The sequence below is a fragment of the Streptosporangium sp. NPDC005286 genome, from assembly GCF_040607515.1.
Lineage (GTDB): Bacteria > Actinomycetota > Actinomycetes > Streptosporangiales > Streptosporangiaceae > Streptosporangium.
This window is the reverse complement of the sequence record NZ_JBEXGU010000159.1, coordinates 1-21187: the sequence shown is the minus strand read 5'-3', so window position 1 is coordinate 21187 and position 21187 is coordinate 1. Positions and strand designations below refer to the sequence as shown.

21 protein-coding genes and 1 pseudogene are annotated in these 21187 nt (G+C 69.5%); 12 read left to right on the top strand and 10 right to left on the bottom strand.

All coding sequences use genetic code 11. The features are described 5' to 3' along the window. Window positions 1-403: 403 nt before the first annotated feature. Complete coding sequence (locus ABZU75_RS37130) at window positions 404-1597, bottom strand: NADP-dependent malic enzyme (protein WP_355564999.1); 1194 nt, start codon at window positions 1595-1597, stop codon at window positions 404-406. Window positions 1598-1874: 277 nt separating this feature from the next. On the opposite strand from ABZU75_RS37130, the gene ABZU75_RS37125 reads away from it, so the two are divergent. Next, a complete protein-coding gene (locus tag ABZU75_RS37125; RefSeq protein WP_343969233.1) occupies window positions 1875-2405 on the top strand; it encodes a CGNR zinc finger domain-containing protein in 531 nt (176 codons plus the stop codon). On the opposite strand, the gene ABZU75_RS37120 is transcribed toward ABZU75_RS37125, so the two are convergent. Further along, the gene (locus ABZU75_RS37120; RefSeq protein ID WP_355564996.1) at window positions 2375-2677 is read right to left on the bottom strand and encodes a S24 family peptidase; all 303 of its coding nucleotides are present in this window, start codon (window positions 2675-2677) and stop codon (window positions 2375-2377) included. The genes ABZU75_RS37125 and ABZU75_RS37120 overlap by 31 nt on opposite strands. A gap of 90 nt (window positions 2678-2767) precedes the next feature. Between ABZU75_RS37120 and sodN the strand changes: the two genes are divergently transcribed. The 3 genes from sodN (at window position 2768) to ABZU75_RS37105 (ending at window position 5092) form a co-directional block, all read left to right on the top strand. Next, window positions 2768-3169: a superoxide dismutase, Ni gene (sodN, locus tag ABZU75_RS37115; RefSeq protein WP_355564993.1), complete on the top strand. Its 402-nt coding sequence runs from the start codon at window positions 2768-2770 to the stop codon at window positions 3167-3169. 733 nt (window positions 3170-3902) lie between these two features. Continuing rightward, window positions 3903-4295, top strand: coding sequence for an anti-sigma factor (locus ABZU75_RS37110; protein WP_037972535.1), 393 nt, complete (start codon window positions 3903-3905; stop codon window positions 4293-4295). Further along, window positions 4292-5092, top strand: a complete 801-nt coding sequence (locus tag ABZU75_RS37105; protein WP_030924834.1) for an RNA polymerase sigma factor SigF — start codon at window positions 4292-4294, stop codon at window positions 5090-5092. The genes ABZU75_RS37110 and ABZU75_RS37105 overlap by 4 nt, the downstream gene beginning before the upstream one ends. Window positions 5093-5215: 123 nt before the next feature. Here ABZU75_RS37105 and ABZU75_RS37100 read toward each other — a convergent pair whose 3' ends face one another. Then, window positions 5216-5599, bottom strand: a complete 384-nt coding sequence (locus ABZU75_RS37100) for a hypothetical protein (RefSeq protein ID WP_355564989.1) — start codon at window positions 5597-5599, stop codon at window positions 5216-5218. Between the two features lie 114 nt (window positions 5600-5713). Between ABZU75_RS37100 and ABZU75_RS37095 the strand changes: the two genes are divergently transcribed. Next, window positions 5714-6673 carry a diacylglycerol kinase family protein gene (locus tag ABZU75_RS37095; RefSeq protein WP_355564986.1) on the top strand — a complete coding sequence of 320 codons (960 nt, stop codon included), beginning with the start codon at window positions 5714-5716 and terminating at the stop codon, window positions 6671-6673. 279 nt (window positions 6674-6952) lie between these two features. Next, a complete protein-coding gene (locus tag ABZU75_RS37090) occupies window positions 6953-7207 on the top strand; it encodes a WhiB family transcriptional regulator (protein WP_030924840.1) in 255 nt (84 codons plus the stop codon). Window positions 7208-7636: 429 nt separating this feature from the next. Here the strand turns inward: ABZU75_RS37090 and ABZU75_RS37085 are convergent, their stop codons facing one another. Further along, window positions 7637-9100 carry a PAS domain-containing sensor histidine kinase gene (locus ABZU75_RS37085; RefSeq protein WP_350914278.1) on the bottom strand — a complete coding sequence of 488 codons (1464 nt, stop codon included), beginning with the start codon at window positions 9098-9100 and terminating at the stop codon, window positions 7637-7639. 68 nt (window positions 9101-9168) lie between these two features. On the opposite strand from ABZU75_RS37085, the gene ABZU75_RS37080 reads away from it, so the two are divergent. The 5 genes from ABZU75_RS37080 (at window position 9169) to ABZU75_RS37060 (ending at window position 14671) form a co-directional block, all read left to right on the top strand. Then, window positions 9169-10329, top strand: coding sequence for an 8-amino-7-oxononanoate synthase (locus tag ABZU75_RS37080; RefSeq protein ID WP_355564981.1), 1161 nt, complete (start codon window positions 9169-9171; stop codon window positions 10327-10329). Further along, a complete protein-coding gene (locus tag ABZU75_RS37075) occupies window positions 10326-11045 on the top strand; it encodes a GntR family transcriptional regulator (protein ID WP_030924850.1) in 720 nt (239 codons plus the stop codon). The genes ABZU75_RS37080 and ABZU75_RS37075 overlap by 4 nt, the downstream gene beginning before the upstream one ends. Window positions 11046-11064: 19 nt before the next feature. Then, window positions 11065-11787: a dethiobiotin synthase gene (bioD, locus tag ABZU75_RS37070; protein WP_355564976.1), complete on the top strand. Its 723-nt coding sequence runs from the start codon at window positions 11065-11067 to the stop codon at window positions 11785-11787. A gap of 103 nt (window positions 11788-11890) precedes the next feature. Beyond that, a complete protein-coding gene (gene bioB / locus ABZU75_RS37065; protein ID WP_355564973.1) occupies window positions 11891-12886 on the top strand; it encodes a biotin synthase BioB in 996 nt (331 codons plus the stop codon). A 132-nt stretch (window positions 12887-13018) separates the two neighbouring features. Then, entirely contained in the window at window positions 13019-14671 is a 1653-nt protein-coding gene (locus ABZU75_RS37060; RefSeq protein ID WP_350959579.1) for an acetolactate synthase, read from the top strand. Between the two features lie 165 nt (window positions 14672-14836). On the opposite strand, the gene ABZU75_RS37055 is transcribed toward ABZU75_RS37060, so the two are convergent. Next, window positions 14837-16489 (bottom strand): protein kinase, encoded by a 1653-nt coding sequence (locus ABZU75_RS37055; protein WP_355564969.1) that lies wholly within the window; start codon window positions 16487-16489, stop codon window positions 14837-14839. 372 nt (window positions 16490-16861) lie between these two features. Continuing rightward, on the bottom strand, window positions 16862-17071 hold the full coding sequence (locus ABZU75_RS37050; RefSeq protein ID WP_343969275.1) for a hypothetical protein: 210 nt from the start codon (window positions 17069-17071) through the stop codon (window positions 16862-16864). Here ABZU75_RS37050 and ABZU75_RS37045 point away from each other — a divergent pair. Beyond that, on the top strand, window positions 17070-17474 hold the full coding sequence (locus tag ABZU75_RS37045; RefSeq protein WP_355564965.1) for a hotdog domain-containing protein: 405 nt from the start codon (window positions 17070-17072) through the stop codon (window positions 17472-17474). The genes ABZU75_RS37050 and ABZU75_RS37045 overlap by 2 nt on opposite strands. Here ABZU75_RS37045 and ABZU75_RS37040 read toward each other — a convergent pair. From ABZU75_RS37040 to ABZU75_RS37025, 4 genes and pseudogenes are all read right to left on the bottom strand, one after another. Beyond that, window positions 17464-17676: a biotin/lipoyl-binding carrier protein gene (locus ABZU75_RS37040; RefSeq protein ID WP_157594786.1), complete on the bottom strand. Its 213-nt coding sequence runs from the start codon at window positions 17674-17676 to the stop codon at window positions 17464-17466. The genes ABZU75_RS37045 and ABZU75_RS37040 overlap by 11 nt on opposite strands. A gap of 290 nt (window positions 17677-17966) precedes the next feature. Beyond that, window positions 17967-18086 (bottom strand): annotated as a pseudogene (locus tag ABZU75_RS37035) (biotin carboxylase N-terminal domain-containing protein); the annotation flags it as partial. 156 nt (window positions 18087-18242) lie between these two features. Next, the gene (locus ABZU75_RS37030) at window positions 18243-19523 is read right to left on the bottom strand and encodes an HD domain-containing phosphohydrolase (RefSeq protein WP_350959587.1); all 1281 of its coding nucleotides are present in this window, start codon (window positions 19521-19523) and stop codon (window positions 18243-18245) included. Continuing rightward, a complete protein-coding gene (locus ABZU75_RS37025) occupies window positions 19520-20875 on the bottom strand; it encodes an HD-GYP domain-containing protein (RefSeq protein WP_355564960.1) in 1356 nt (451 codons plus the stop codon). Before ABZU75_RS37025 ends, ABZU75_RS37030 begins: the two co-directional genes overlap by 4 nt. Between the last annotated feature and the right edge of the window lie 312 nt (window positions 20876-21187).

The following is a 21187-nucleotide window of genomic DNA, read 5'->3' as shown; positions in this document are numbered from 1 at the left end:
AGCTTCACCCGAAGGGGTCCGGCACCAGCCGGGCCCCTTCGGCCATTCCCACCGGATTCTCACCGGTGAAGGCTCCTCGCCCCGTTTCCCCCCGCGAGGTGAAGAACCCGGCCTCCGCCGCAGGGCCGTGACGTGGGAGCGAGTCCTGGCCGGCAGCGCCGCTCCCGCTCCTTTCCAAGGCCGGGCAGGCCGACAGCGTGCGTGATCCGCTCGTACGCGCGTACCGGCCCGGTGAGCACAGGTACTTTCCGTAACACGACGCGCGACGGATACCGACGTCCCTGGAGACCAGGAACGCCCCCCGCCGGTCGGGCGAGGGGCGTTCGGTCGTGTGCCTGGTGGGCGTGATCGTACTTCGGCCGGGTGGCGAGTTCGCCTGCCGTGCCGCCTGGGCTGTCGCGATCTAGAGGCGGGCGACCCCGTCGGCACGGGCCTGCTCGGAGACGGCGGCGATGACCGCCGGGGCGACGCGCTCGTCGAACGGGCTGGGGATCACGTAGTCGGCCGACAGATCGTCGTCCTTGACCACCCCGGCCAGCGCCTCGGCGGCGGCGACCTTCATGTTCTCGGTGATCGTGGTGGCGCGGACGTCGAGCGCCCCGCGGAAGACGCCGGGGAAGGCCAGCACGTTGTTGATCTGGTTGGGGAAGTCGGAACGGCCGGTCGCGACCACCTGCGCGTACTTGCGCGCGATCTCCGGCCGCACCTCGGGCGTCGGGTTGGACAGCGCGAAGACGATCGAACCGGAGGCCATCGACGCGATGGCCTCCTCCGAGACCGTCGAGCCGGACAGTCCGATGAACACGTCGGCCCCGGCCAGCGCCTGCTCGGTGGAACCGTGCAGGTCGGCCCTGTTGCTGTCGCGGGCCAGGGCCTCCTTCACCGGGTTGAGCCCGTCGCGGCCCTGGTGGATGACGCCCTTGGAGTCGGCCACCGCGATGTCACCGATGCCCGCGTTGAGCAGGATCCGGCTGACCGCGATCCCGGAGGCACCGGCACCGGCGACCACGGCCCGCAGATCGCCCAGCGAGCGACCGGTCAGCCGCGCCGCGTTCTTCAGCGCGGCCAGCGCGACGATCGCGGTGCCGTGCTGGTCGTCGTGGAAGACGGGGATGTCGAGGATCTCGCGGAGGCGCGCCTCGACCTCGAAACAGCGGGGGGCGCTGATGTCCTCGAGGTTGATCCCCCCGAAGGAGGGGGCGAGCCGGACGACCGTCTCGACCAGTTCGTCCACGTCGGTGCAGTCCAGGCAGATGGGCACCGCGTCGACATTCGCGAACTGCTTGAACAGCAGGGCCTTGCCCTCCATGACCGGCATGGCGGCGGCAGGCCCGATGTCTCCGAGACCGAGCACCGCGGTGCCGTCGGAGACGACGGCGACCACGTTGGAGATCCAGGTGTAGTCCTTGGCGAGCTCGGGCTTCTCGGCGATCGCGCTGCAGACTCTGGCCACGCCAGGTGTGTAGGCGAGTGCCAGGTCGTCGGCGTTGCGGACCGGGACCGTGGAGCGGACCTCCAGCTTGCCCCCGCGGTGCAGGGCGAAGGCCGGATCCAGATCCAGGGCTTCGAGGGCTTCGAGAGAGATGGAAGATGGCATGGTGGCCACAGCGACCCCTGTAGTTCAGTCAGGCAGACGGATAGTTCCTTCTGAGACGGCCGCGGGAAGCCTGTCCCCGGCTTCTGTAGCCGCTCGGGGCCTACTTCACTGAGCACGGTCGCCTGGAGGGTTCGGGGGTCACCCGTCGCTCGATTGTGCCACATGTTGAGACTGTCACCACGGGCGGGTACCCATACTTTCGTCGTCCCGGTGTTAACCTCACCACACCGTGTAATACTCGAAGTCCATGCCACCTCTTACATTGACGGATCCCCAGATGGACCTGACCTCCTACGCGGAGCTGGCCGTACTACTGATCAACAGCCCCGACCGGCTGACCGGTCTCGAAGGGCTGCGCGCGCTCCTGGAAGAGGGCGGTCGCTACCGGCCCGGCTGCCGCATCACCAGAAGCGACCTGGAGGCCCTGCGCGACCTGCGCGAAGAGCTGATGATCGTGTTCGAGACCGCCGAGGCGGGCGACGAGGAGGCGGTGGTCGACCGGCTCAACTCGCTGCTGATCCACCATCCGGTCCAGCCACAGATCTCCGGGCACGACGGCGAGCGCTGGCATCTGCACCTCACCGAGGGTGGCCGGATGGCCGACCAGTACGCCGTGGGAGCGGTGATGGGACTCGCCACCATGATCACCGATCTCGGCGTCGACCGGCTCGGCCTCTGCCAGGCGCCGCCCTGCCGCAGGGCCTACCTCGACACCTCCTCCAACCGATCGCGCCGGTACTGCTCGGAGCGGTGCGCCAGCCGTGCCAACGTCGCCGCCTACCGGGCCCGCCAGAAGGTCGGCCAGTAGCGCAGCACCACCCGGCCGACGATCGACGACGGAGGCAGCGCGCCGAAGTCCCAACTGTCGCGCCTGCCGGAAGCGCGCTGGTTGTCGCTCTCCAGCCACCAGCCGCCGTCCGCCTCCCAGACCGCACGTTTGACGATGAGCACGGCGGGGTCGGACGGCAGCCGGGCGACGACCAGATCCCCGGGCCTCACCACCGCTCCACGCCGTACCCAGAGCCAGTCACCGGACCGCAGCGCGGGCAGCATCGAGTCCCCCACGACACGTACTCTCATCGAGCGTAACCCCCTCCCACACGGGCATTCAGAGACGAGTAAGGTCGTTAACCGGACCATTCTGAACATGGCATCAAGGAAGGATTTCCGATGCTCGCACGACTTCTGCGCCCCAGGCACATCGCGTCGGCGCACTGCGACCTGCCCTGCGGCGTTTACGACCCGGCCCAGGCCCGCATTGAGGCCGAGTCCGTCAAGGCCATCATGGAGAAGTACGCCGGAAACGAGGACCCGGTGTTCCGCTCCCGTGCGCTCACCATCAAGGAGGAGCGGGCCGAGCTGGTCAAGCACCACCTGTGGGTGCTGTGGACCGACTACTTCAAGCCCCCGCACCTGGAGACCTACCCGCAGCTGCACCAGCTGTTCTGGGAGGCCACCAAGCTCGCGGGCGCGGCCGGCGGCAAGGGCACCGTCGACGTCGCCAAGGCCGACGAGCTGCTGGGCAAGATCGACGAGATCTCCAAGATCTTCTGGGAGACCAAGGCTGCCTAAAATCCTCACGACCAACCCGTGAGGAAGCGCCGGCGACCGGACTGAGGAGAGCGGGGTCGTGAGGCCGCGCCGGCGACTGGACCGAGGAGAGCGAGGTCGCGAGGAACGAGCGACCTCCCTCGACGAGGGAAGGAGCCGGATAAGAGCGGCCTCACCGCGACGCGCCAGCGTCGCCAACAAACCCGTGAGGAAGCGCCGGCAATCCGGATCAAGGAGTTCCCGGACACCCCTTGATCCGGACCGGAGAGCCCCAGGAACCTCCGCGCAGACGTGCCGTCAACCCGCCCCGGAAAACATCCTGGGAACGTGCCCCATGCTCCCCCTTGATGGACTACCCGTGAGGCCGCGCCGGGGACTGGACCGAGGAGAGCGGGGCCGTGAGGCCGCGCCGGGGACTGGACCGAGGAGAGCGGGGTCGCGAGGAACGAGCGGCCTCGGTCGACGAGGGAAGGAGCCGGATCCCAGCGGCCGAACCGCGACGCGCCAGCGTCGCCGGCAACTCGCGAGGAACGAGCGGCCCCGGTCGACGAGGGAAGGAGCCGGGTAAGAGCGGCCGAACCGCGACGCGCAGCGTCGCCATAGGCAGGACACGCGCTAGCTTCGTAATCAATACAGTCAAATCGCCCCGATCGCGAGTCCAAATGGGCCAACCACCGTCTCAGGGCTGTAGGTTGCAGTCAGCGACTCTGCGAGGAGGAACGTGACCGAACACACCGAGGCGCCCGCGGTCGGCATGGGCGGGATCCGTGACGTGGTGAGCGTCCGGCTGCCGGCAACGAGTGCTTATCTGTCCGTGCTGCGTACGGCGACAGCCGCACTTGCCGTACGGCTGGACTTCACGCTGGACGAGATCGAGGATCTACGGATCGCGGTCGATGAGGCGTGTGCGATGCTGCTGACCCAGGCCGTCCCCGGCACCGATCTGACCGCCGAGTTCGAACTCACCGGGCAGTTGATGAAGGTGCGGGTCGAGGTCAGCACGGTGGGAAGCACCCCCCCGAAGCGCGACGATTTCGCGTGGATGGTGCTCACCGCCCTGGCTGATGATGTGGATGCCGTAACCGACTCCCCCGACCGTATGGCGATCGTCCTCCGCAAGCGCCGAGGCGCGGCGAGGCCGGCGTGACGGAAAGGACTCGTGCCATGGCCGCCAGCGACCACGCGGTGCCCGACCGGGTGCGTGCGCGCCTGCTCTTCGCAGAGCTGGTGGAGTTGACCTCCGACGACCCCCGGCGCCAGCGCATCCGTGACGAGCTCGTCGAGCTCCACCTGCCCCTCGTCGAATATCTCGCCCGCCGGTTCCGCAACCGGGGCGAGTGGCTGGACGACCTCACACAGGTCGCGACCATCGGTCTGATCAAGTCGATCGACCGTTTCGATCTCGGCCGCGGCGTGGAGTTCTCCACCTACGCCACCCCGACGATCGTCGGCGAGATCAAACGTCACTTCCGTGACAAGGGCTGGGCGGTCCGTGTGCCGCGCCGGCTGCAGGAGCTGAAGCTCTCGCTCACCAAGGCGATCAGTGAGCTCTCCCAGCGGGAGGGACGCGCGCCGACCGTGGCCGAGCTGGCCACGTTCCTGAAGATGAGCGAGGAGGAGGTGCTCGAAGGGCTGGAGTCGGCCAACGCCTACTCCACGGTCTCCCTCGACGCGCCCGACTCCGGCGACGACGACGCGCCGGCGGTGGCCGATTCCCTCGGCATCGTGGACGACTCCCTGGAGGGCGTCGAGTACCGCGAGTCGCTCAAGCCCCTGCTGGAGCGGCTGCCTCCGCGCGAGAAGCGAATCCTGTTGCTGCGTTTCTTCGGCAACATGACACAGTCCCAGATCGCCACCGAGCTCGGCATCTCGCAGATGCACGTGTCCCGGCTGCTCGCCAGGACACTCGCCCAGCTCCGCGAGGGCCTGACCGTGGACGACTAGGGCCTGCCTGCGAGGGTCGGTCAGGTGGTGCCTCGTATAAGGGGCGGAGGGAGCCGCGGTGTGCCGCGGTGACCTGTGACAACGCGGCGAGGCCCCGTCTGACCGGCCCCGGTGGGCACGTGCCTAGTCCTGGTCCCCGTAGAGGGCGTGCGTCGTCGGCGGAGACAGTAGCGTGACCAGTCCGATCACCACCAGGGTGATCAGCGAGATGCCGATCACCAGTTGGTCGGACTGGATCAGCGTGACCGAGATCGGGATGGCGAAGATCTGCGTCAGCACGCCCGGACTCCGGGCCCACCGCTCGGTGAGGATCATGCCCCATCCGACCCAGAGCAGGGCCGCGCCGATGATGATCCCGGACACCGCGACGGCGATCGAGGTCATCAGGTCGGACGGCCGGCCGATCATGGTCTCCACGCCGACGTAGCCGCCGAGGAGCAGAGCGGTGGCGCCTTCCACCGCCATGACGGCGGCGGCGACGGTGAGGGTCATCGGACGGTTCGACACGGTGTCAACCCTATCGCCGGGGGGCGCCACACCGTTCTTTGCCGCCTCGGCTCAGGTCTTGACGGAAGGTCGGGTTTCGACGGAAGTCTGGGTTCCGGCGGATACGCTGAGATTATGCGCGCGATGCTCCTGGTGAATCCGAAGGCGACGACGACCAACCAGCGGACCAGGGATGTGCTCATCAGGGCGCTGAGCGCGACGATGAACCTGACCGTCGAGGAGACCGGCTACCGGGGACACGCGACACAGCTCTCCCGCAAGGCCCACGCCTCCGGTTACGACGTGCTGGCCGTACTGGGCGGTGACGGCACCATCAACGAGGCAGTGAACGGGCTGCTCGACCCGGTGGACGGAAAGGGCGGCGACGAGGGCAGTTCGGTCGACCGGCCGGCGCTGCTGGCCATTCCCGGCGGCAGCGCCAACGTCTTCGCCAGGGCCCTCGGCCTGCCGAACAGTCCGGTCGAGGCGGTGGGGGCGATCCTGGAGGCGATCCGTGACGGCCGGCAGCGGATCGTCGGCCTCGGTCAGGCGATCTGGGATGACCAGACTAGATATTTCACGTTCTGTAGTGGCCTGGGGTACGACGCCGAGGTGGTCAGGGCGGTCGAGGGGATAAGGGGCACCGGCCGCAAGGCCACGCCCGCGCGCTATGTGAACACCGCGTTACACCACTACCTGTCGACGGACAAGCGTCACCCCTCGATGACCGTCGAGGGGCCGGAGGTGCCGCCGACCGGCGGCGTCTACATGGCCGTCGTCTCCAATACCTCACCCTGGACGTACATCGGCCCGCGGCCGGTCTCACCGACCCCGTGGGCGAGCTTCGAGACCGGCCTTGACCTGCTGGGCCTGCAGCGCCTGGGCCTGCCGAGCATGCTCCAGCTGATACCTCAGATCATCGGCGCCCGCGACACTCTGCCCATCGGCCGTCATCTGGTGCAACTCCACGACGAGAGAGAGTTCACGCTGAGTGCCGGGCGGCCCGTGGCGTTTCAGCTGGACGGGGACTACCTGGGGGAGGTTGAGAGGATAACGTTCCGCTCTATCCCTAACGCGTTACGAGTCTTGGTCTAACCCGTTACATCCCGTCATTGTGTGACGCATCCGACATCCATTTCAGGCAAAACCTTCTCCCAAACCTCTTGCGTGTACTGAGCGTGGCTGACAATCTCGAGATTGACGTCGGAACGTAGGACCTTTGAGCGGCACCCCGCTCCCAGGCCATCGGCGATCAAGCGGACGTGCCCCGAGCCGAACCACGGATCGGGGAGTTGTTCGCGCTGGTTAGTGAAACTCTTCACAAAGTGAGCCGTTGGAGCGCGTAAGGGCTCCTCTTTACTAAGGAGTGGACGCATGGACTGGCGCCACCGAGCTGCCTGCCGTGACGTGGACCCCGAGCTGTTCTTCCCGATCGGCAACACCGGCCCCGCCCTGATGCAGATCGAAGAAGCGAAGCAGGTCTGCCGTACTTGCACTATCAGTGAAGCATGCCTGAAGTGGGCGCTGGAGTCCGGGCAGGACGCCGGTGTCTGGGGCGGCCTGAGCGAGGACGAGCGACGCGCCTTCAAGCGCCGTACGGCCCGAGCCCGCGCCCGCAGTAGCGTTTAACTGCGACGCCAACGCGTCGCGGTTCGGCCGCGTGCCGATGGCGACGCTGGCGCGTCGCGGTTCGGCCGCTCAGACCCGGCTTCTTCCCTCGTCGTTCATCCGCTTCGCTCCTTCACTCCTCAGTCCAGTCCCCGGCGCGGCCTCATGGCACTCCTCAGTCCAGTCGCCGGCGCGGCCTCGGGGTAGGGCATGGGCACGTCCCCAAGGTGGCATCTGACCGGTCACCGGCGTGGCATCACGGGTTGATGGGAGACTGCGCGTTGTGGTGAAGCGCTCTGACCTGGTTTCCTACCTCTTCGTTCGTTCCGTTTCGCGTTGCGTCAACGGCGACGCCACGCGTTGCGGTAAGGATGTTCCGCTCCTTGGTCCGGTCGGCGATGCGGCCTCGCTGTGAGGTTTCGATCTGACGCGGTTTCCCTGCCCCGCCGCTCAGGCCGCGGGGAGGGGGATGCTCAGGCTCACCTCGGTGCCGCCGCCCTGTCGCGGTTCGATGGCCAGCCGCCCGGACAACTCGCCCACCACCAGGGTCCGTACGATCTGCAACCCCAGACTGGTGGTCTGGTCCAGGTCGAAGTCCTCTGGCAGCCCGCTGCCGTTGTCGGACACGATCACGTCCAACCGCTCGGCCCCGCGCGACACGATCACTTGGAGCTTACCCTGACGCTGCGCCAGCCCGTGCTGGACAGCGTTCTGCAGCAACTCCGTGAGGACCATCGCCAGCGGCGTCGCGATCTCCGAGCGCAGCACCCCGAAGCTCCCCACCCGGCGCGGCACGACCTGCGTCTCCGGGGCCGCGACCTCTCCCGTCATCGCGATCACCCTGTCGGCGATGTCGTCGAAGTCCACCTGCTCCTCGGGCGTGTGGGAGAGCGTCTCGTGCACGATCGCGATCGACCCGACCCTGCGTACCGCCTCCTCCAGCGCCTCCCTGCCCTCCGGCAGCCGCAGCCGCCTGGCCTGGAGCCGCAGCAGCGCGGCCACCGTCTGCAGGTTGTTCTTCACCCGGTGGTGGATCTCCCTGATGGTGGCGTCCTTGGTCATCAGCTCTCGCTCACGGCGGCGCAGCTCGGTCACATCCCTGATGAGCACCAGAGCGCCGATCCTTCCGCCACCGACGATCAGCGGGATCGCCCGCAGCTGCACCACGGTGCCGCCCGACTCCACCTCCGTCTCCCTGGGCTCTCGCCCGCTCGCGACGATCATCAGGTTCTCGTTGATGGGCTCGTCGGAGTAACAGAGCGTGGCGGTCGTACGGCCCAGCTCCGCACCGACCAGGTCGGCGGTGAGGCCCAGCCGCCGGTAGGCCGACAGCGCGTTCGGCGAGGCGTACGTGACACGGCCCGCCCGGTCGAGCCGGAGCAGCCCGTCGCCCACCCGCGGGGAGCGGACCAGGATCGGCTCCGCACCGGAGAACGGGAAGCGGCCCTCGGCCACCATCTGGGCCAGGTCGGAGGCGCTCTGCAGGTACGTCAGCTCCAGCCTGGAGGGGGTCCGCGCGGAGGACAGGTTCGTCGAGCGCTGGATGACGCCCAGGAAGTGGTCGGCCCGCCGCACGGGAATGGTCTCCTCGCGCACCGGCACCCCGCTCGACCAGTCCGGATCGCCCTCGCGGCAGATACGCCGCTCGTTCCAGGCGGTCTCCAGCAGCGGCCGTTCGCCCTTCGCCGCGATCATGCCCACGATGTCGTCGTGATAGACGGTCGGCCCGGTGGTGGGCCGCATCTGCGCGATCGCGACCCAGCCGGAGCCGTCCTTCAGCGGGATCCACAAGATCAGGTCGGCAAAGGACAGGTCCGCGAGGAGCTGCCAGTCGGAGACCAGCGAGTGCATCCACTCAAGGTCCGCATCGTCGAGCGCGGTGTGACGGACCGCCAGGTCGCTTAGAGTCGGCACTCGTGCATCATGCGTTCTTTCCAGGCCCGAACGCGAATCGGGTGAGTCCTGCTGAAAAGATGCCGCTTATGGAGCAGATCCCTGATCCGCTGGCCCGGTTCCGTACGGCGGCGGCCACGAGGGACGCCGCGGGGCTGCGGCGGACCCTACGCGCCCGCACACCGGACGACGACGGCCTCGTCGACCTGGCCTCCAACGACTACCTCGGCCTGGCCAGGGACGAGCGGCTGGCCGAGGCGGCCGTGGCGGCGACACGCACCTGGGGTACCGGCTCCACGGGTTCCCGCCTGGTCACCGGCTCCACGGCCCTGCACGCGCGCCTGGAGGCACGACTGTGCGCCTTCACCGGCGCGGAGGGCGCCCTGGTGTTCTCCTCCGGCTACCTGGCCAACCTGGCCGCCGTCGCGGCTCTGGGCAGGGGCGCCCTGGTGGTCTCCGAGGCGGGCAACCACGCGTCGATAGTGGACGCCTGCCGGCTGTCGCGCTCGCGGGTCGTGGTCACCCCGCACCGGGACGTCGCCGCCGTGGAGAGGGCGCTGGCCTGCCGGGACGAGGAGCACGCGATCGTGGTCACGGACGCGGTCTTCTCCGTGGACGGCGATCTGGCCCCGCTCGCGGAGCTGCACGCGGCGACGGTGCGGCAGGGTGCGCTGCTGGTCGTCGACGAGGCCCACGCGATCGGGGTCATCGGGCCGCGCGGACAGGGCGCTGTGCACGCCGCGGGGCTGGCGGACGAACCGGGCATTGTGAGAACGATCACACTGTCCAAGTCCTTGGGGGCCCAGGGCGGAGCCGTACTGGGCGCGCCCGAGGTCATCCAAACCCTTGTGGACACGGGCCGGCCGTTCATCTTCGACACCGGGCTGGCACCCGGCAGCGTGGCCGCGGCACTCGCCGCTGTCGATATCCTTCACCATCAGCCCGAACTGCCCGGACGCGTGCGAACCATGGCGAGGAAGCTGGCCGCTATGGCCCGCGATCTCGGCCTGGAGAGCGGCGATCCGGCGGGTGCGGTCGTCCCCGTCGTGCTCGGCCCACCCGAGATCGCACTTCGGGCCGCCCTCATCTGTGCGGAACACGGGGTGCGCGCCGGATGCTTCCGGCCGCCCTCGGTGCCGGTCGGCCGCTCTTGCCTGCGGTTGACGGCACGGGCCAATCTGAGTTCCGACGATCTAGCGGTGATCAGGGGTGCACTCACCGCCGTGGCCGAGATGAAGGTGACCATGTGAGCGACGACTCCCCGAGAATCCCGAAGTACTACGACGTCAAGCGCAGCCTGCTCACCCTCACCAAGAGCCTGCCCGCGGGCAGCGCCCTGCCCCCCGAGCGAGCCCTCGCGGTCCGCTTCGAGACGTCGCGCACCACGGTGCGCCAGGCCCTGTCCGAGCTCGTGGTCGAGGGTCGCCTGGTGCGCATCCAGGGCAAGGGGACGTTCGTCGCACAGCCCAAGGTCGCCCAGGTCCTCCAGCTGACCTCCTACACCGGGGATCTGCGGACCGTCGGCCTCGAACCCGACACCAAGATCCTTGACATCAGCTACGTCACCGCCGACGAGCAACTGGCCCGCCGCCTGGCCATCAACGCCGGCGGCCGCGTGCTGCGCATCCACCGGCTACGCCTGGCCAGCGGCGAGCCGATGTCGATCGACACCACCCACCTGTCGGCCCGGCGTTTCCCCCGCCTGCGACGGGAGCTGGAGATGCACTCCTCGCTGTACGAGACGCTGTACAACGCGTACAACGTGCGACTGACCGACGCCGAGGAGATCATCGAGACCGTGCTGGCCACCCCGTACGACGCGCAGGTGCTCGGCGTCGACGCGGGCCTGCCGCTGCTCCTGCTCACCAGGCACGCCTTCGACGCGGACGGCAACCCGGTCGAGTGGGCCCAGTCCCTGTACCGGGGCGACCGCTACAAGTTCGTCACCCGCCTGCGCCGCCCCTGACCCACCTAAGCTGGGACGAGTGAGCATTCTCGTGGTCACCGGGACCGACACCGGGGTGGGAAAGACCGTCGTCACCGCGGCGGTGGCCTCGCTCGCCAGGGAGCGGGGCTCCTCCGTGGCCGTGGTGAAACCCGCGCAGACCGGGGTGTCGGACACCGAACCCGGCGACGTGGACGACGTCATCCGGCTGTCCGGGGTACGGACGACCTTCGAGTCGGCCAGGTACCCCGCCGCGCTGTCCCCCGCGGCGGCGGCGCGCCTGGCCGGTCTGCCGCCGGTCTCCCTCGCCCGGGTGGCGGACCGGGTCGGCGAGCTGGCCGACTCACACCGGCTGGTGATCGTCGAGGGGGCGGGCGGGCTCCTCGTCCGCTTCGACGAGGAGGGCGCGACCCTGGCCGACCTGGCCAGGGCGCTCTCGGCGCCGGTGCTCCTGGTGACCAGGGCCGGGCTAGGCACGCTCAACCACACCGCGCTGACGCTGGAGGCGATGGCCCACCGAGGGCTGGAGCCGGCCGGGGTGGTGATCGGCTCCTGGCCGGCCGCGCCCGGTCTCGCCGAGCGGAGCAACGTCGCGGATCTGGAGATGCTGGCCGCCCGGCCGCTGGCGGGCGCCCTTCCCGAGGGCGCCGGGCTGCTGGAGCGCGACGCCTTCGCCCGCGCCGCCCACTCCGGGCTGGGGTCGGCGCTGGGCGGTGGTTTCGACCCCGCCGCCTTCCGCACCACCCTTAGGCTTTCCCCGTAGCCACGACCGCGGATCCGAACCGCTCGACGTCCTCCCCGGTGGAAGCCGGGAATCCCGCCCCTTCCCGGGGCCGCACCCGGGATCTCCACGCTGGAGGTATTTGATGAGCGACATCCTTGAGATCGCCAGGACGCAGGTGCTGGAGGAAGGCCGTGGTCTCGACGCCGCGCAGGCCCTGCGCTGCCTGGAACTGCCGGACGACCGCCTGGCCGAGCTGCTGGCCCTGGCCCACGAGGTGCGGATGAAGTGGTGTGGTCCCGAGGTGGAGGTCGAGGGGATCGTCTCCCTCAAGACCGGCGGCTGCCCCGAGGACTGCCACTTCTGCTCGCAGTCGGGGCAGTTCTCCTCCCCGGTCCGCTCCCTCTGGCTGGACATCCCCTCTCTGGTCGAGGCCGCCAGGGAGACCGCCGCGACCGGGGCGACCGAGTTCTGCATCGTGGCCGCCGTACGGGGACCCGACCAGCGCCTGATGGACCAGGTCCGCCAGGGCGTGAAGGCGATCCGCGAGGCGGTCGACATCAACGTCGCGTGCTCGCTGGGCATGCTCACCCAGGCACAGGTCGACGAGCTGGCCGAGATGGGCGTGCACCGCTACAACCACAACCTGGAGACCGCGAGGTCGCACTTCGGGAAGGTCGTCACCACCCACACCTGGGAGGAGCGCTGGGACACCTGCCTGATGGTGCGCGAAGCCGGCATGGAACTGTGCTGCGGCGGCATCGTGGGCATGGGCGAGACGCGGGAGCAGCGGGCCGAGTTCGCCGGGCAGCTGGGCGAGCTGGCGCCCGACGAGGTCCCGCTGAACTTCCTCAACCCGCGCCCCGGCACGCCCTTCGAGTCCTTCCCGCTGCTGGAGGGGTCCGAGGCGCTCCGGACGATCGCCACTTTCAGGCTCGCGCTGCCCCGCACGATCCTGCGCTACGCGGGCGGTCGCGAGCTGACCCTGGGCGACCTGGGCACCCGCGATGGCATGCTCGGCGGCATCAACGCGATCATCGTGGGGAACTACCTGACCACCCTGGGCCGCTCGGCCGAGGCCGACCTCGGCCTGCTGACGGACCTGAAGATGCCCATCAAGGCGCTCTCCGACACTCTCTGAGCCTCCCGCCGACGAATGCCTATCCCTTATCTCCAGCCGGATGCCATATGTGCTGCCCGCATTAGGCGAGGGGATCTGGGCAGGGAGAACAATCCCTGTTCGGCTAAGTGACTGACTGGTAGGTTGCGCGATATGGAGTCTCCGAAGCACGCAGGTGACATCGCGGTCGCCATCTCCAAGGCATACGGCATCGAGACCATGTTCACCCTGTCCGGTGGACATGTCTTCCCGCTCTACGACGGCGCGGTCCACGAGGGGATGCCCATCCTGGACGTCCGCCACGAGCAGAGCGCGGTCTTCGCCGCCGAGGCGACCGCGCGGCTCACCCGTAAACCCGGGCTGGCTGTGCTCACCGCAGGCCCCGGCATCACCAACGGCGTCAGCGGAGTGGCCACCGCGCACTTCAACGGCTCGCCCGTCGTGGTCATGGGAGGCCGTGCCCCCCAGTCCCGGTGGGGTTCGGGCGCGCTGCAGGAGATCGACCACCCGCCGCTGTTCGCACCGATCACCAAGCTGGCCTTCACCGGCTCGGGCGCCGACTCCGTCGCGCAGGACGTGGAGATGGCCTTCCGCACCGCCCTCGCCCCGCACCGCGGCCCCGTCTTCCTCGACTTCCACATGGACCACCTCTTCTCGGCCGCGCCTGCGCTCGAAGAGGCCCCCGAGACGCTGACCCCGTCGCCGCTGGAGCCCGACCCCGACGCGCTGGCCGCGATCGCCCGCCTGATCGCCGAGGCCCAGCGCCCGGTGCTGGTGCTCGGCTCCGACGTGTGGATGGACCGCGCCGAGGAGGTCGCCAGGAGCTTCGCCGAGGAATACCGCCTGCCGGTCATCCCCAACGGCCAAGGCCGCGGCATCCTGCCCGCCGGCCACGAACTGCTGGTCACCCGGGCCAGGGGAACGGCGTTCTCCCAGGCCGACCTGGTGATCGTGGCCGGCACCCCGATCGACTTCCGCCTCGGCTACGGCTGGTTCGGCGGCAAGGACGGCACCCCGCTCGCCAAGGTCGTGCACCTGGCCGACGCGCCGTCGCAGCTGACCACGCACATGGAGCCCGCGGGCACCGCAGCCGGTGACCTCTCGCTGCTGTTCTGGGGGCTTGGCACGGCCTGCGCCGAAGCGGGCGTGTCCCCCAAGGCCTACGCGCCCTGGGTGACCCGGCTCTCCGAGGCGGCCTCGGCCGCCATCGCCGCCGACGCCGCCCTGCTCGAGTCCGCGGCCGACCCGATCCACCCGATGCGGATCTACGGCGAGCTGGGCAAGCTCCTCGCCGACGACGCCGTGGTGATCGGCGACGGCGGTGACTTCGTCTCGTACGCGGGCAAGTACGTCGAGCCGAAGCAGCCGGGAAACTGGCTCGACCCGGGCCCGTACGGCTGCCTGGGCACGGGCCTGGGTTACGCCATCGCCGCCAGGGTGGCCCGTCCCTCCTCGCAGGTAGTGCTGCTGCTCGGCGACGGTGCGGCCGGCTTCTCGCTGATGGACGTCGACACGCTCGTGCGGCACCGCCTGCCGGTCGTGATGATCTGCGGCAACAACGGTATGTGGGGCCTGGAGAAGCACCCCATGCAGATGCTCTACGGCTACGACGTGGCCGCGGACCTCCAGCCGCAGTGCCGCTACGACCAGGTGGTGACCGCCCTCGGCGGTGGCGGTGAGCTCGTCACCGACCCCTCGCAGATCGGCCCGGCCCTGCGCCGCGCGTTCGACTCCGGTGTGCCCTACATGGTCAACATCGCCACCGACCCCTCGGTGGCCTACCCCCGCCAGACCACGGGCATCTAGGCCCTGCCCGGCGGATCTCGCCGTAACGGGGATCGGCCGGCTGGTGCCTCGCGAGGCGGAGGAGGGAGCCGCGGCGTGCCGCGGTGGCCGACGACGCGGCGAGGCACCGCCCGCCCCCGAAGGGGGAGAAGGTCCCCGCGGGACAGCCGCCGTTACCTTGCCTGCCTAGAGCTTGGGGGTCGGGGTGGGCGTCGGGGTGGGCGTGGGCGGGCAGTCGACGTTGACGGCGATGATCTCCACCGGCTTGGAAGGGCTCCACATCGTTCCCGCGCCGGGGCGGGACTCGACCACCTCGACACACCCCGAACGATCGACGTCGGCGCTGTAGGAGAGCTTCGACGTGAAGCCCGCCTGCTTGAGCGTCGCGGCTGCCGCCTCCGGCGTCATCCCGATGACGGCAGGAACACTCTTCTTCGGCAGCAGGGTCGGGGTGGGAGTGGCGGTGGGAGTAGGAGTGGGGGTCCGCGTCTTCGTGGCCTCCGCGGTGGGAGACGGCGGCTTGTCCCCCTGGGTCGCCGTCGGCGTGGGCCGATCGTTCGGGGTCAGGCGGGTCACCGTGGGAGTGGGGGACGGCGGCTTGCGGGATCCCTTCCTCGGCGGCGTCGGCGACGCGCTGACGGTGGGCACCGTTTGCCCCCCCATGAGGTCGGGGTCAGGGGCCGAGCCTGAGGCCGCCAACCCGTTGATCGCCACCGTGACGAGGCCGACGCATATCGCGCCCGCCGCCACCGACGCCGCGATCACCCCTCCCTTGCGCCCCTGTTTCCGCGCGGCGCGGCGGCCGCGGTGCTGCGAGACCGTCTCGGTGGCCGGTCCCACCCCGTGCGCCGACGTGGTGGGGTGTTGCACCGCGTCCTGCCAGCCGCCCGTCTGCGGCATGGCCGGTCCCTGGCCCTGCCAGCCGGTCTGTCCCTGCTGGGGTGCCTGCACCTGCCATCCGGTCTCCGGGACGTTTCCTGCCTGCGGCGACAGCGCGGTGGCACCCTCCGCGCCGAAGGCCGCCTGCCTGGCGGCGGCGCTCATGGCGGCGGCACTGGGGAAGCGCCGGGCCGGATCCTTGGCGAGGGAGCGCTCCACAAGCGCCCGGATCGCGGGCGGGACGTCCGGCGGCAGCGGCGGCGGCGCCTCGCGGATGTGCTTGAGCGCGATGGTGACCGGCGTGTCACCGTCGAACGGGCGCTGCCCGGCCAGGCACTCGTACGCCACCACGCCCAGCGCGTAGATGTCCACGGCGGGCGTGACGGGTGCGCCCTCCGCCTGCTCCGGCGCGCAGTAGGCGGCGGTGCCGAGCACCATGCCCGCGTCCGTCAGCCGGCTGGCGGTGTCGGATCTGGCGATGCCGAAGTCGGTGAGCACCAGGGTGCCGTCCGAGCGCACCAGCAGGTTGCCCGGCTTGATGTCCCGGTGGACGATGCCCTGGTCGTGGACCGCCTGCAGCGCCGAGGCCGCCTGGGAGATGAGGTCCATCGCGGCCCCGGGGGCGATGCGTCGCAGCCGTCCGAGCAGGCGGTCGAGCGGCTCGCCGTCGACGAACTTCATCACCAGGTACGCCGTAGCCCCCGCGCCGGGTACCTCGTGAACCCCGTAGTCGTACACGTCGACGACCCCGGGATGGTTGATCGTCGCCATCGCCCTGGCCTCGCCCTGGAAGCGAACCAGGAAGCCCGGATCGTCGGTACGGCCCGGGAGCAGCACCTTGACGGCGACGGTGCGGGCCAGGACCATGTCCTCGCCCTTCCACACCTCGCCCATACCGCCGGCGCCGATGCGGGTATCCAGGCGATACCGCCCCGCCAGCGTCGTGCCTTGGGCCACCATTACTCCCCCGTAACCCTCTCCACTCCTACGCCAGGGCTCTCCAACAAAGCGGATTCGCATCGCGGCACCATCACGGCGCTGTAACGAAACCCTGCATGCCGTATGGCTCGCAAACAAGACGCGTGCCGTAGCATCGCACAAACCCCGGCAATTTTGGGCGTACTTGTACACCTTGCAGGCCCTTGCGCCCGGGGCAACTCGGGCGTCATACCCGAAACAGCCGACCCGGGTACCGCAACGGCAACCCACAGCACACCAGCAAAGTCCGTAAAACCCTACAAGACTACGCAGATAAGACGTAAGCCGGGGCGAAAGCGACCCATCTCCACCGAACCGCATTCGGGTGAAAAAGCCGGCACATGGTACTCGCCGTCAGCCGCTTGTCACACCGTGCTCGGCGCAGCGCGCGGACCAGCCGCCTGGGGTCACCTGCACCACCATCCGGCGGCGGCAGCGGGCACAGTAACGGGGCGGCTCCATCACGCGCGCGGCACGGCACCCGGCGTGGTCGGCCTCGCCCTCCGGGCGGCCGCAGTGGTCGCAGTACGGGGTCACGGGACCAGAGCCTATGCTGGCGCGCATGACGCTCGCTCCCGGTCTGCAGGCACGGCTTCTCACCATGGTGGAGAAGGAGGACACCGCGACGAAGGTCGGCAGCGGGGACGTCCCCGTGCTGGCCACCCCCCGCGTGCTGGCTCTCGCGGAACAGGCGACCCTCCAGGCGGTCGCTGGAGCTCTGGCCCCCGGCCAGACCTCCGTGGGCACACGGGTCTCTCTGGAGCACCTGGCGGCCAGCCCGGTCGGCACGCACATCGAGGTCGCCGTCGAACTCACCGAGGTCGACGGCCGCCGCCTGGTCTTCGGCTTCACCGCCCGCGATCGGAAGTCCGTCGTCGCGAGCGGAACCATCGAGCGCGTCGTCGTCGACCGCGAGCGCTTCCTCGCGCGCCTCACTCCCGGGAGCGGGGGCGGAACTACTCGATGACGGCGATCAGGTCGCCCTCCTGGATGACATCGCCCTCGGCGACCTGCAACTTGGCGATCACGCCGTCGTCCTCGGTGAGGACCGGGATCTCCATCTTCATCGACTCAAGAATGAGCAGGGTGTCGCCGTCCTCTACGGTGTCCCCCTCGGCCACGAGGACCTTCCAGACATTCGCCACCATCTCAGCGCGGATCTCAGCCACCGGAAACTCCCATCGTTCAACGTTCTTCAACTGTGCCAGACAGAGCTGATCACGCTCGCATGCGAGATACCAGTCCTGTGTCGTACTTTCCGTCGACGGACTCCGGCCGTTCCAGCAGCTCCAGGCAGAACGGCCGGTTGTTGCCCGCCACGGCCTCGCGCCTCGGCATGCGTCCGCCCGTACCCGCACAACTTGGCCATGAGCGGATCGTAGAACGGCGTGACCGTGTTCCCCAACGCGTACCCGGAGTCGCCCCGGCCCCCTCGCCCGGCGGCTCCTTCGGTGACGAACGGCAGGTCGGCGTCCGCCTCGAAGTACACCGCGACGGCACGCACCCCCACGTGCCGAACCGTGCGGATGATCCGTCGTGCGATTTCGCCACGGTCGGCGATCAGAACGGACTCGAACACGTTGGTGGGTTCCTTTCGACCGCTCCACCCTACGGCTGGGCATTCCGCGCAACCGTTCGCCCGAAACCACCGATCGCGGCAACGCGAACCGTAGGAACCCCGCAGGTGTGAGCGGGCGGAAACCGCAGGGAACCGGCGTTCAACTGTAGGAGAACCCTAAAGCCGATGGATCGGGGCCAGCCTGTCGATCACTCTGGCCATCGCCTCGACGACGGTCGGATCGTACTCCTTGCCCGCGCCGAGACGGAGACGCTCCAGCGCGGCGCCTGCCCGATCGCGGTCACTGGAACCACCCACGAGGTCGTCGTAGGCGTTGGCCGCCTTGATGATACGGCTGGCCGTGGGCGGCGTCTCGGCGCAGGTGTCACACTGACGACGGACGATCTCGGCCACCCGGTCCAGCACCCCGGTCTGCTTGATCACCTCCGCGCCCAGCTCGGCGATGCGCCGCGCCTGCTCGGGGTCGGTGAGAACCGTGGCACCGCCGGGAATCGGGTCGCGCAGCGACAGCTGACCGATGTCGTGCATGAGCGCGGCGTATTCGAGCTCCAGCAACTCGGGCTCGGCCGTGCCGAGCTCCCGCCCGACCGCCACCGCCAGGCGGCTCACCCGGCGGGAATGCCCCGGCTCGACATAGCCGCCGACCTCGGTGACCCGCGACAACGCTCGTACGGTCTGTAGATAGGTGGCCCTGATCCCGGCGTACTTGCGGAAGGCGACCTGGGTGACCAGCAGCGGCGCCGCGAAGACCAGCAGCGCGGCCATGTCCATGCTGTGCGAGGCGAGCGCGAGCAGGATGCCCGAGGCCGCGACGGCGACCCCCAACGGCGCGGCCATCCACAGCTCGTCGTGAACGGCCACCTTGAAGGCGGCACGCACCTGCTCGGCCCGGAGCGCGGCGGCCAGCAGCACGTCGGCCACCACCATGAGCAGGATGAACAGGGCCATCACTCCGAGCGCGGGCCACCAGCCGCTCTCATCGCCCCTGGCCAGGTCGAACAGCGGGCCTGCCAGCGGCCGGTAGGCCAGCGCGAGCAGGGCGCCGGTGAGCAGCCTGCGCGCCATCGCGTCCAGGCGGGGTGGGCGACCCACCGCGAGGTGCGGCAGCGCCCCGGCGACCATGCCGACCGAGAGCACCGCGACGACCTGGAGCGCCGAGTGCCGGGTGGGAACACCACCCATGTCCAGCAGGAGCGTGTAACCGAGCGCGGCCGCCGCGCCGATCGGCGCCACCTCCCTGTTGCCGGGCATGGTCAGCCTGGCCAGTTCCCCCGCCGCGATCAACGCGCCGAAGGCGACGGCGATCTGGGGATCGAGCAGCCCTGTCGCGGCCGTGTGGGCCACCCCGGCCACCGCCAGCAGGCCCGCCGCGCAGATCAGCAGCAGCTGACCCGAGTCGAGCGCCTGGAAAGCCCGGTTGGCGCCGGAGCCGTTCATCGCTCGGACACCACCTGAATGGGCATGGTCGGGTCGTCGTGGTCCTTCGTGGTGGTCTCCGCCACGTCGGCCGGGGGCGTGACGACGGTGCGCGGCGGCTCCCAGCCGTCGCGGTCGACCGCCTTGATGAACGCCACGACCATCACCGGGTCGAACTGGGTGCCGGCGCCCTTGCGCAGCTCGGTCATGGCCACCTCGCGCGGACGGGCGTTGCGGTAGGAACGGTCCGAGGTCATCGAGTCGAAGGCGTCGGCCACCGCGATGATCCTGGCGAACTCCGGGATCTCGTCCCCCGCCAGCCCCATCGGGTAGCCCTTGCCGTCCTGCCGCTCGTGATGGTGCATGATCCCGGCGAACGCCTCGTCCAGGAAGTCGATGCCGCGCACGATCTCCAGCCCGCGCATCGGATGGAGCTGGATGGCCGCGAACTCCTCCTCGCTGAGCGGGCCGTCCTTCTGCAGCACCTTGGTCGGCACGCCCAGCTTGCCCACGTCGTGAAGCATCCCGGCGTAGCGGATCGCACGCAACCGCTCGGACCCCATGCCGATCTCCTCAGCGATCATTCCCGCGGCCAGGGAGACGCGGGTGCAGTGGCCGCGCGTGTAGTAGTCCTTGGTCTCCACCGCCTGGCAGAGCGCGGCGATCGTGGCGTCGTAGGAGCGCTGCTGCGCGAGGTACTGGCCGAAGGCCCAGCGGGCCACGAAGAGCGGGAGCAGCACGAGCACCGCGGAGATCGAGTTGACCGTGGCCCACAGCCCCGCGATCAGCAGGCCGAAGGTGGCGTAACCGAAGTAGGAGACCATGAACTGGGCCACGCCCCGCAGCGGCACCTGATCGGCCTGGCCCGTGACCGCCAGCACCAACGCGATCAGGACGAAGTTGAGGGGCACGAAGACGGCCGCCGCGCCCGCGAACGGCACGATGATCTCGTCGAATCCGGCGATGGTGGGCACCTCGGCTCTGCCACCGAGCGCCACGTAGACCCGGCCCGCGACGTAGCCGCAGATGGCGAACTGGGCGCTGTTGAACAGCCGCTTCACCAGCGGCAGGCCGGGCCGCACGCTGAACATGGCCGTCATGCCGACCAGCGCCGCTCCCTCGGGGCCGAGCAGCACCACCGCGGCGAGCACGGCGGAGAAGCTGACCGACACCGCCGCCTGCCTGACGCTCAGCAGGGTGGGCACCGACTCGCACACCAGGAACAGCAGGGCAAGCACCATGAGGTTGGACCAGTCGAGCCGATCCAGGCGACCGTCCGCCGCCACGCTGTATCCGAGCAGCACAAAGGCGGCTCCGATGACAAGGATCAGATAGATCTTGGCAAACCACGGCAGTCCACGCAAAGCGGCCACCCTAGGGTTCCAAAGGGCGCGCGTTCAGGTCCAGGAGATCCCGGGGTGGGCCGGGTCGACCGTTTCCTTCAACATGCGCTGCCTCCACGTCGATTTCGCACTCAGGCTACAGAAGCGAGCCAGATCAGGAGGGCGAGACGGCCAATCGCAAGCAAAGCGTAACCAGTCAATCACGGACTGCTGGCGACGCTGCGCGTCGCGGTTCGGGCCTGCCTCTGGCGACGCTGGCGCGTCGCGGTTCGGCCGCTCTTACCCGGCTCCTTCCCTCGTCGACCGGGGCCGCTCGTACCTCGCGACCCCGCTCTCCTCGGT

Coding starts and splice junctions, on each gene's coding strand:
- ABZU75_RS37110 (WP_037972535.1), top strand. CDS start 3,903: ATGGGCGGGATCCGTGACGTGGTGAGCGTCCGGCTGCCGGCAACGAGT.
- bioB (WP_355564973.1), top strand. CDS start 11,891: ATGAGCGACATCCTTGAGATCGCCAGGACGCAGGTGCTGGAGGAAGGC.
- ABZU75_RS37055 (WP_355564969.1), bottom strand. CDS start 16,489: ATGGTGGCCCAAGGCACGACGCTGGCGGGGCGGTATCGCCTGGATACC.
- ABZU75_RS37120 (WP_355564996.1), bottom strand. CDS start 2,677: ATGAGAGTACGTGTCGTGGGGGACTCGATGCTGCCCGCGCTGCGGTCC.
- ABZU75_RS37095 (WP_355564986.1), top strand. CDS start 5,714: ATGCGCGCGATGCTCCTGGTGAATCCGAAGGCGACGACGACCAACCAG.
- sodN (WP_355564993.1), top strand. CDS start 2,768: ATGCTCGCACGACTTCTGCGCCCCAGGCACATCGCGTCGGCGCACTGC.
- ABZU75_RS37050 (WP_343969275.1), bottom strand. CDS start 17,071: ATGCGCGCCAGCATAGGCTCTGGTCCCGTGACCCCGTACTGCGACCAC.
- ABZU75_RS37090 (WP_030924840.1), top strand. CDS start 6,953: ATGGACTGGCGCCACCGAGCTGCCTGCCGTGACGTGGACCCCGAGCTG.
- ABZU75_RS37080 (WP_355564981.1), top strand. CDS start 9,169: ATGGAGCAGATCCCTGATCCGCTGGCCCGGTTCCGTACGGCGGCGGCC.
- ABZU75_RS37125 (WP_343969233.1), top strand. CDS start 1,875: ATGGACCTGACCTCCTACGCGGAGCTGGCCGTACTACTGATCAACAGC.
- ABZU75_RS37130 (WP_355564999.1), bottom strand. CDS start 1,597: ATGCCATCTTCCATCTCTCTCGAAGCCCTCGAAGCCCTGGATCTGGAT.
- ABZU75_RS37045 (WP_355564965.1), top strand. CDS start 17,070: ATGACGCTCGCTCCCGGTCTGCAGGCACGGCTTCTCACCATGGTGGAG.
- ABZU75_RS37060 (WP_350959579.1), top strand. CDS start 13,019: ATGGAGTCTCCGAAGCACGCAGGTGACATCGCGGTCGCCATCTCCAAG.
- ABZU75_RS37030 (WP_350959587.1), bottom strand. CDS start 19,523: ATGAACGGCTCCGGCGCCAACCGGGCTTTCCAGGCGCTCGACTCGGGT.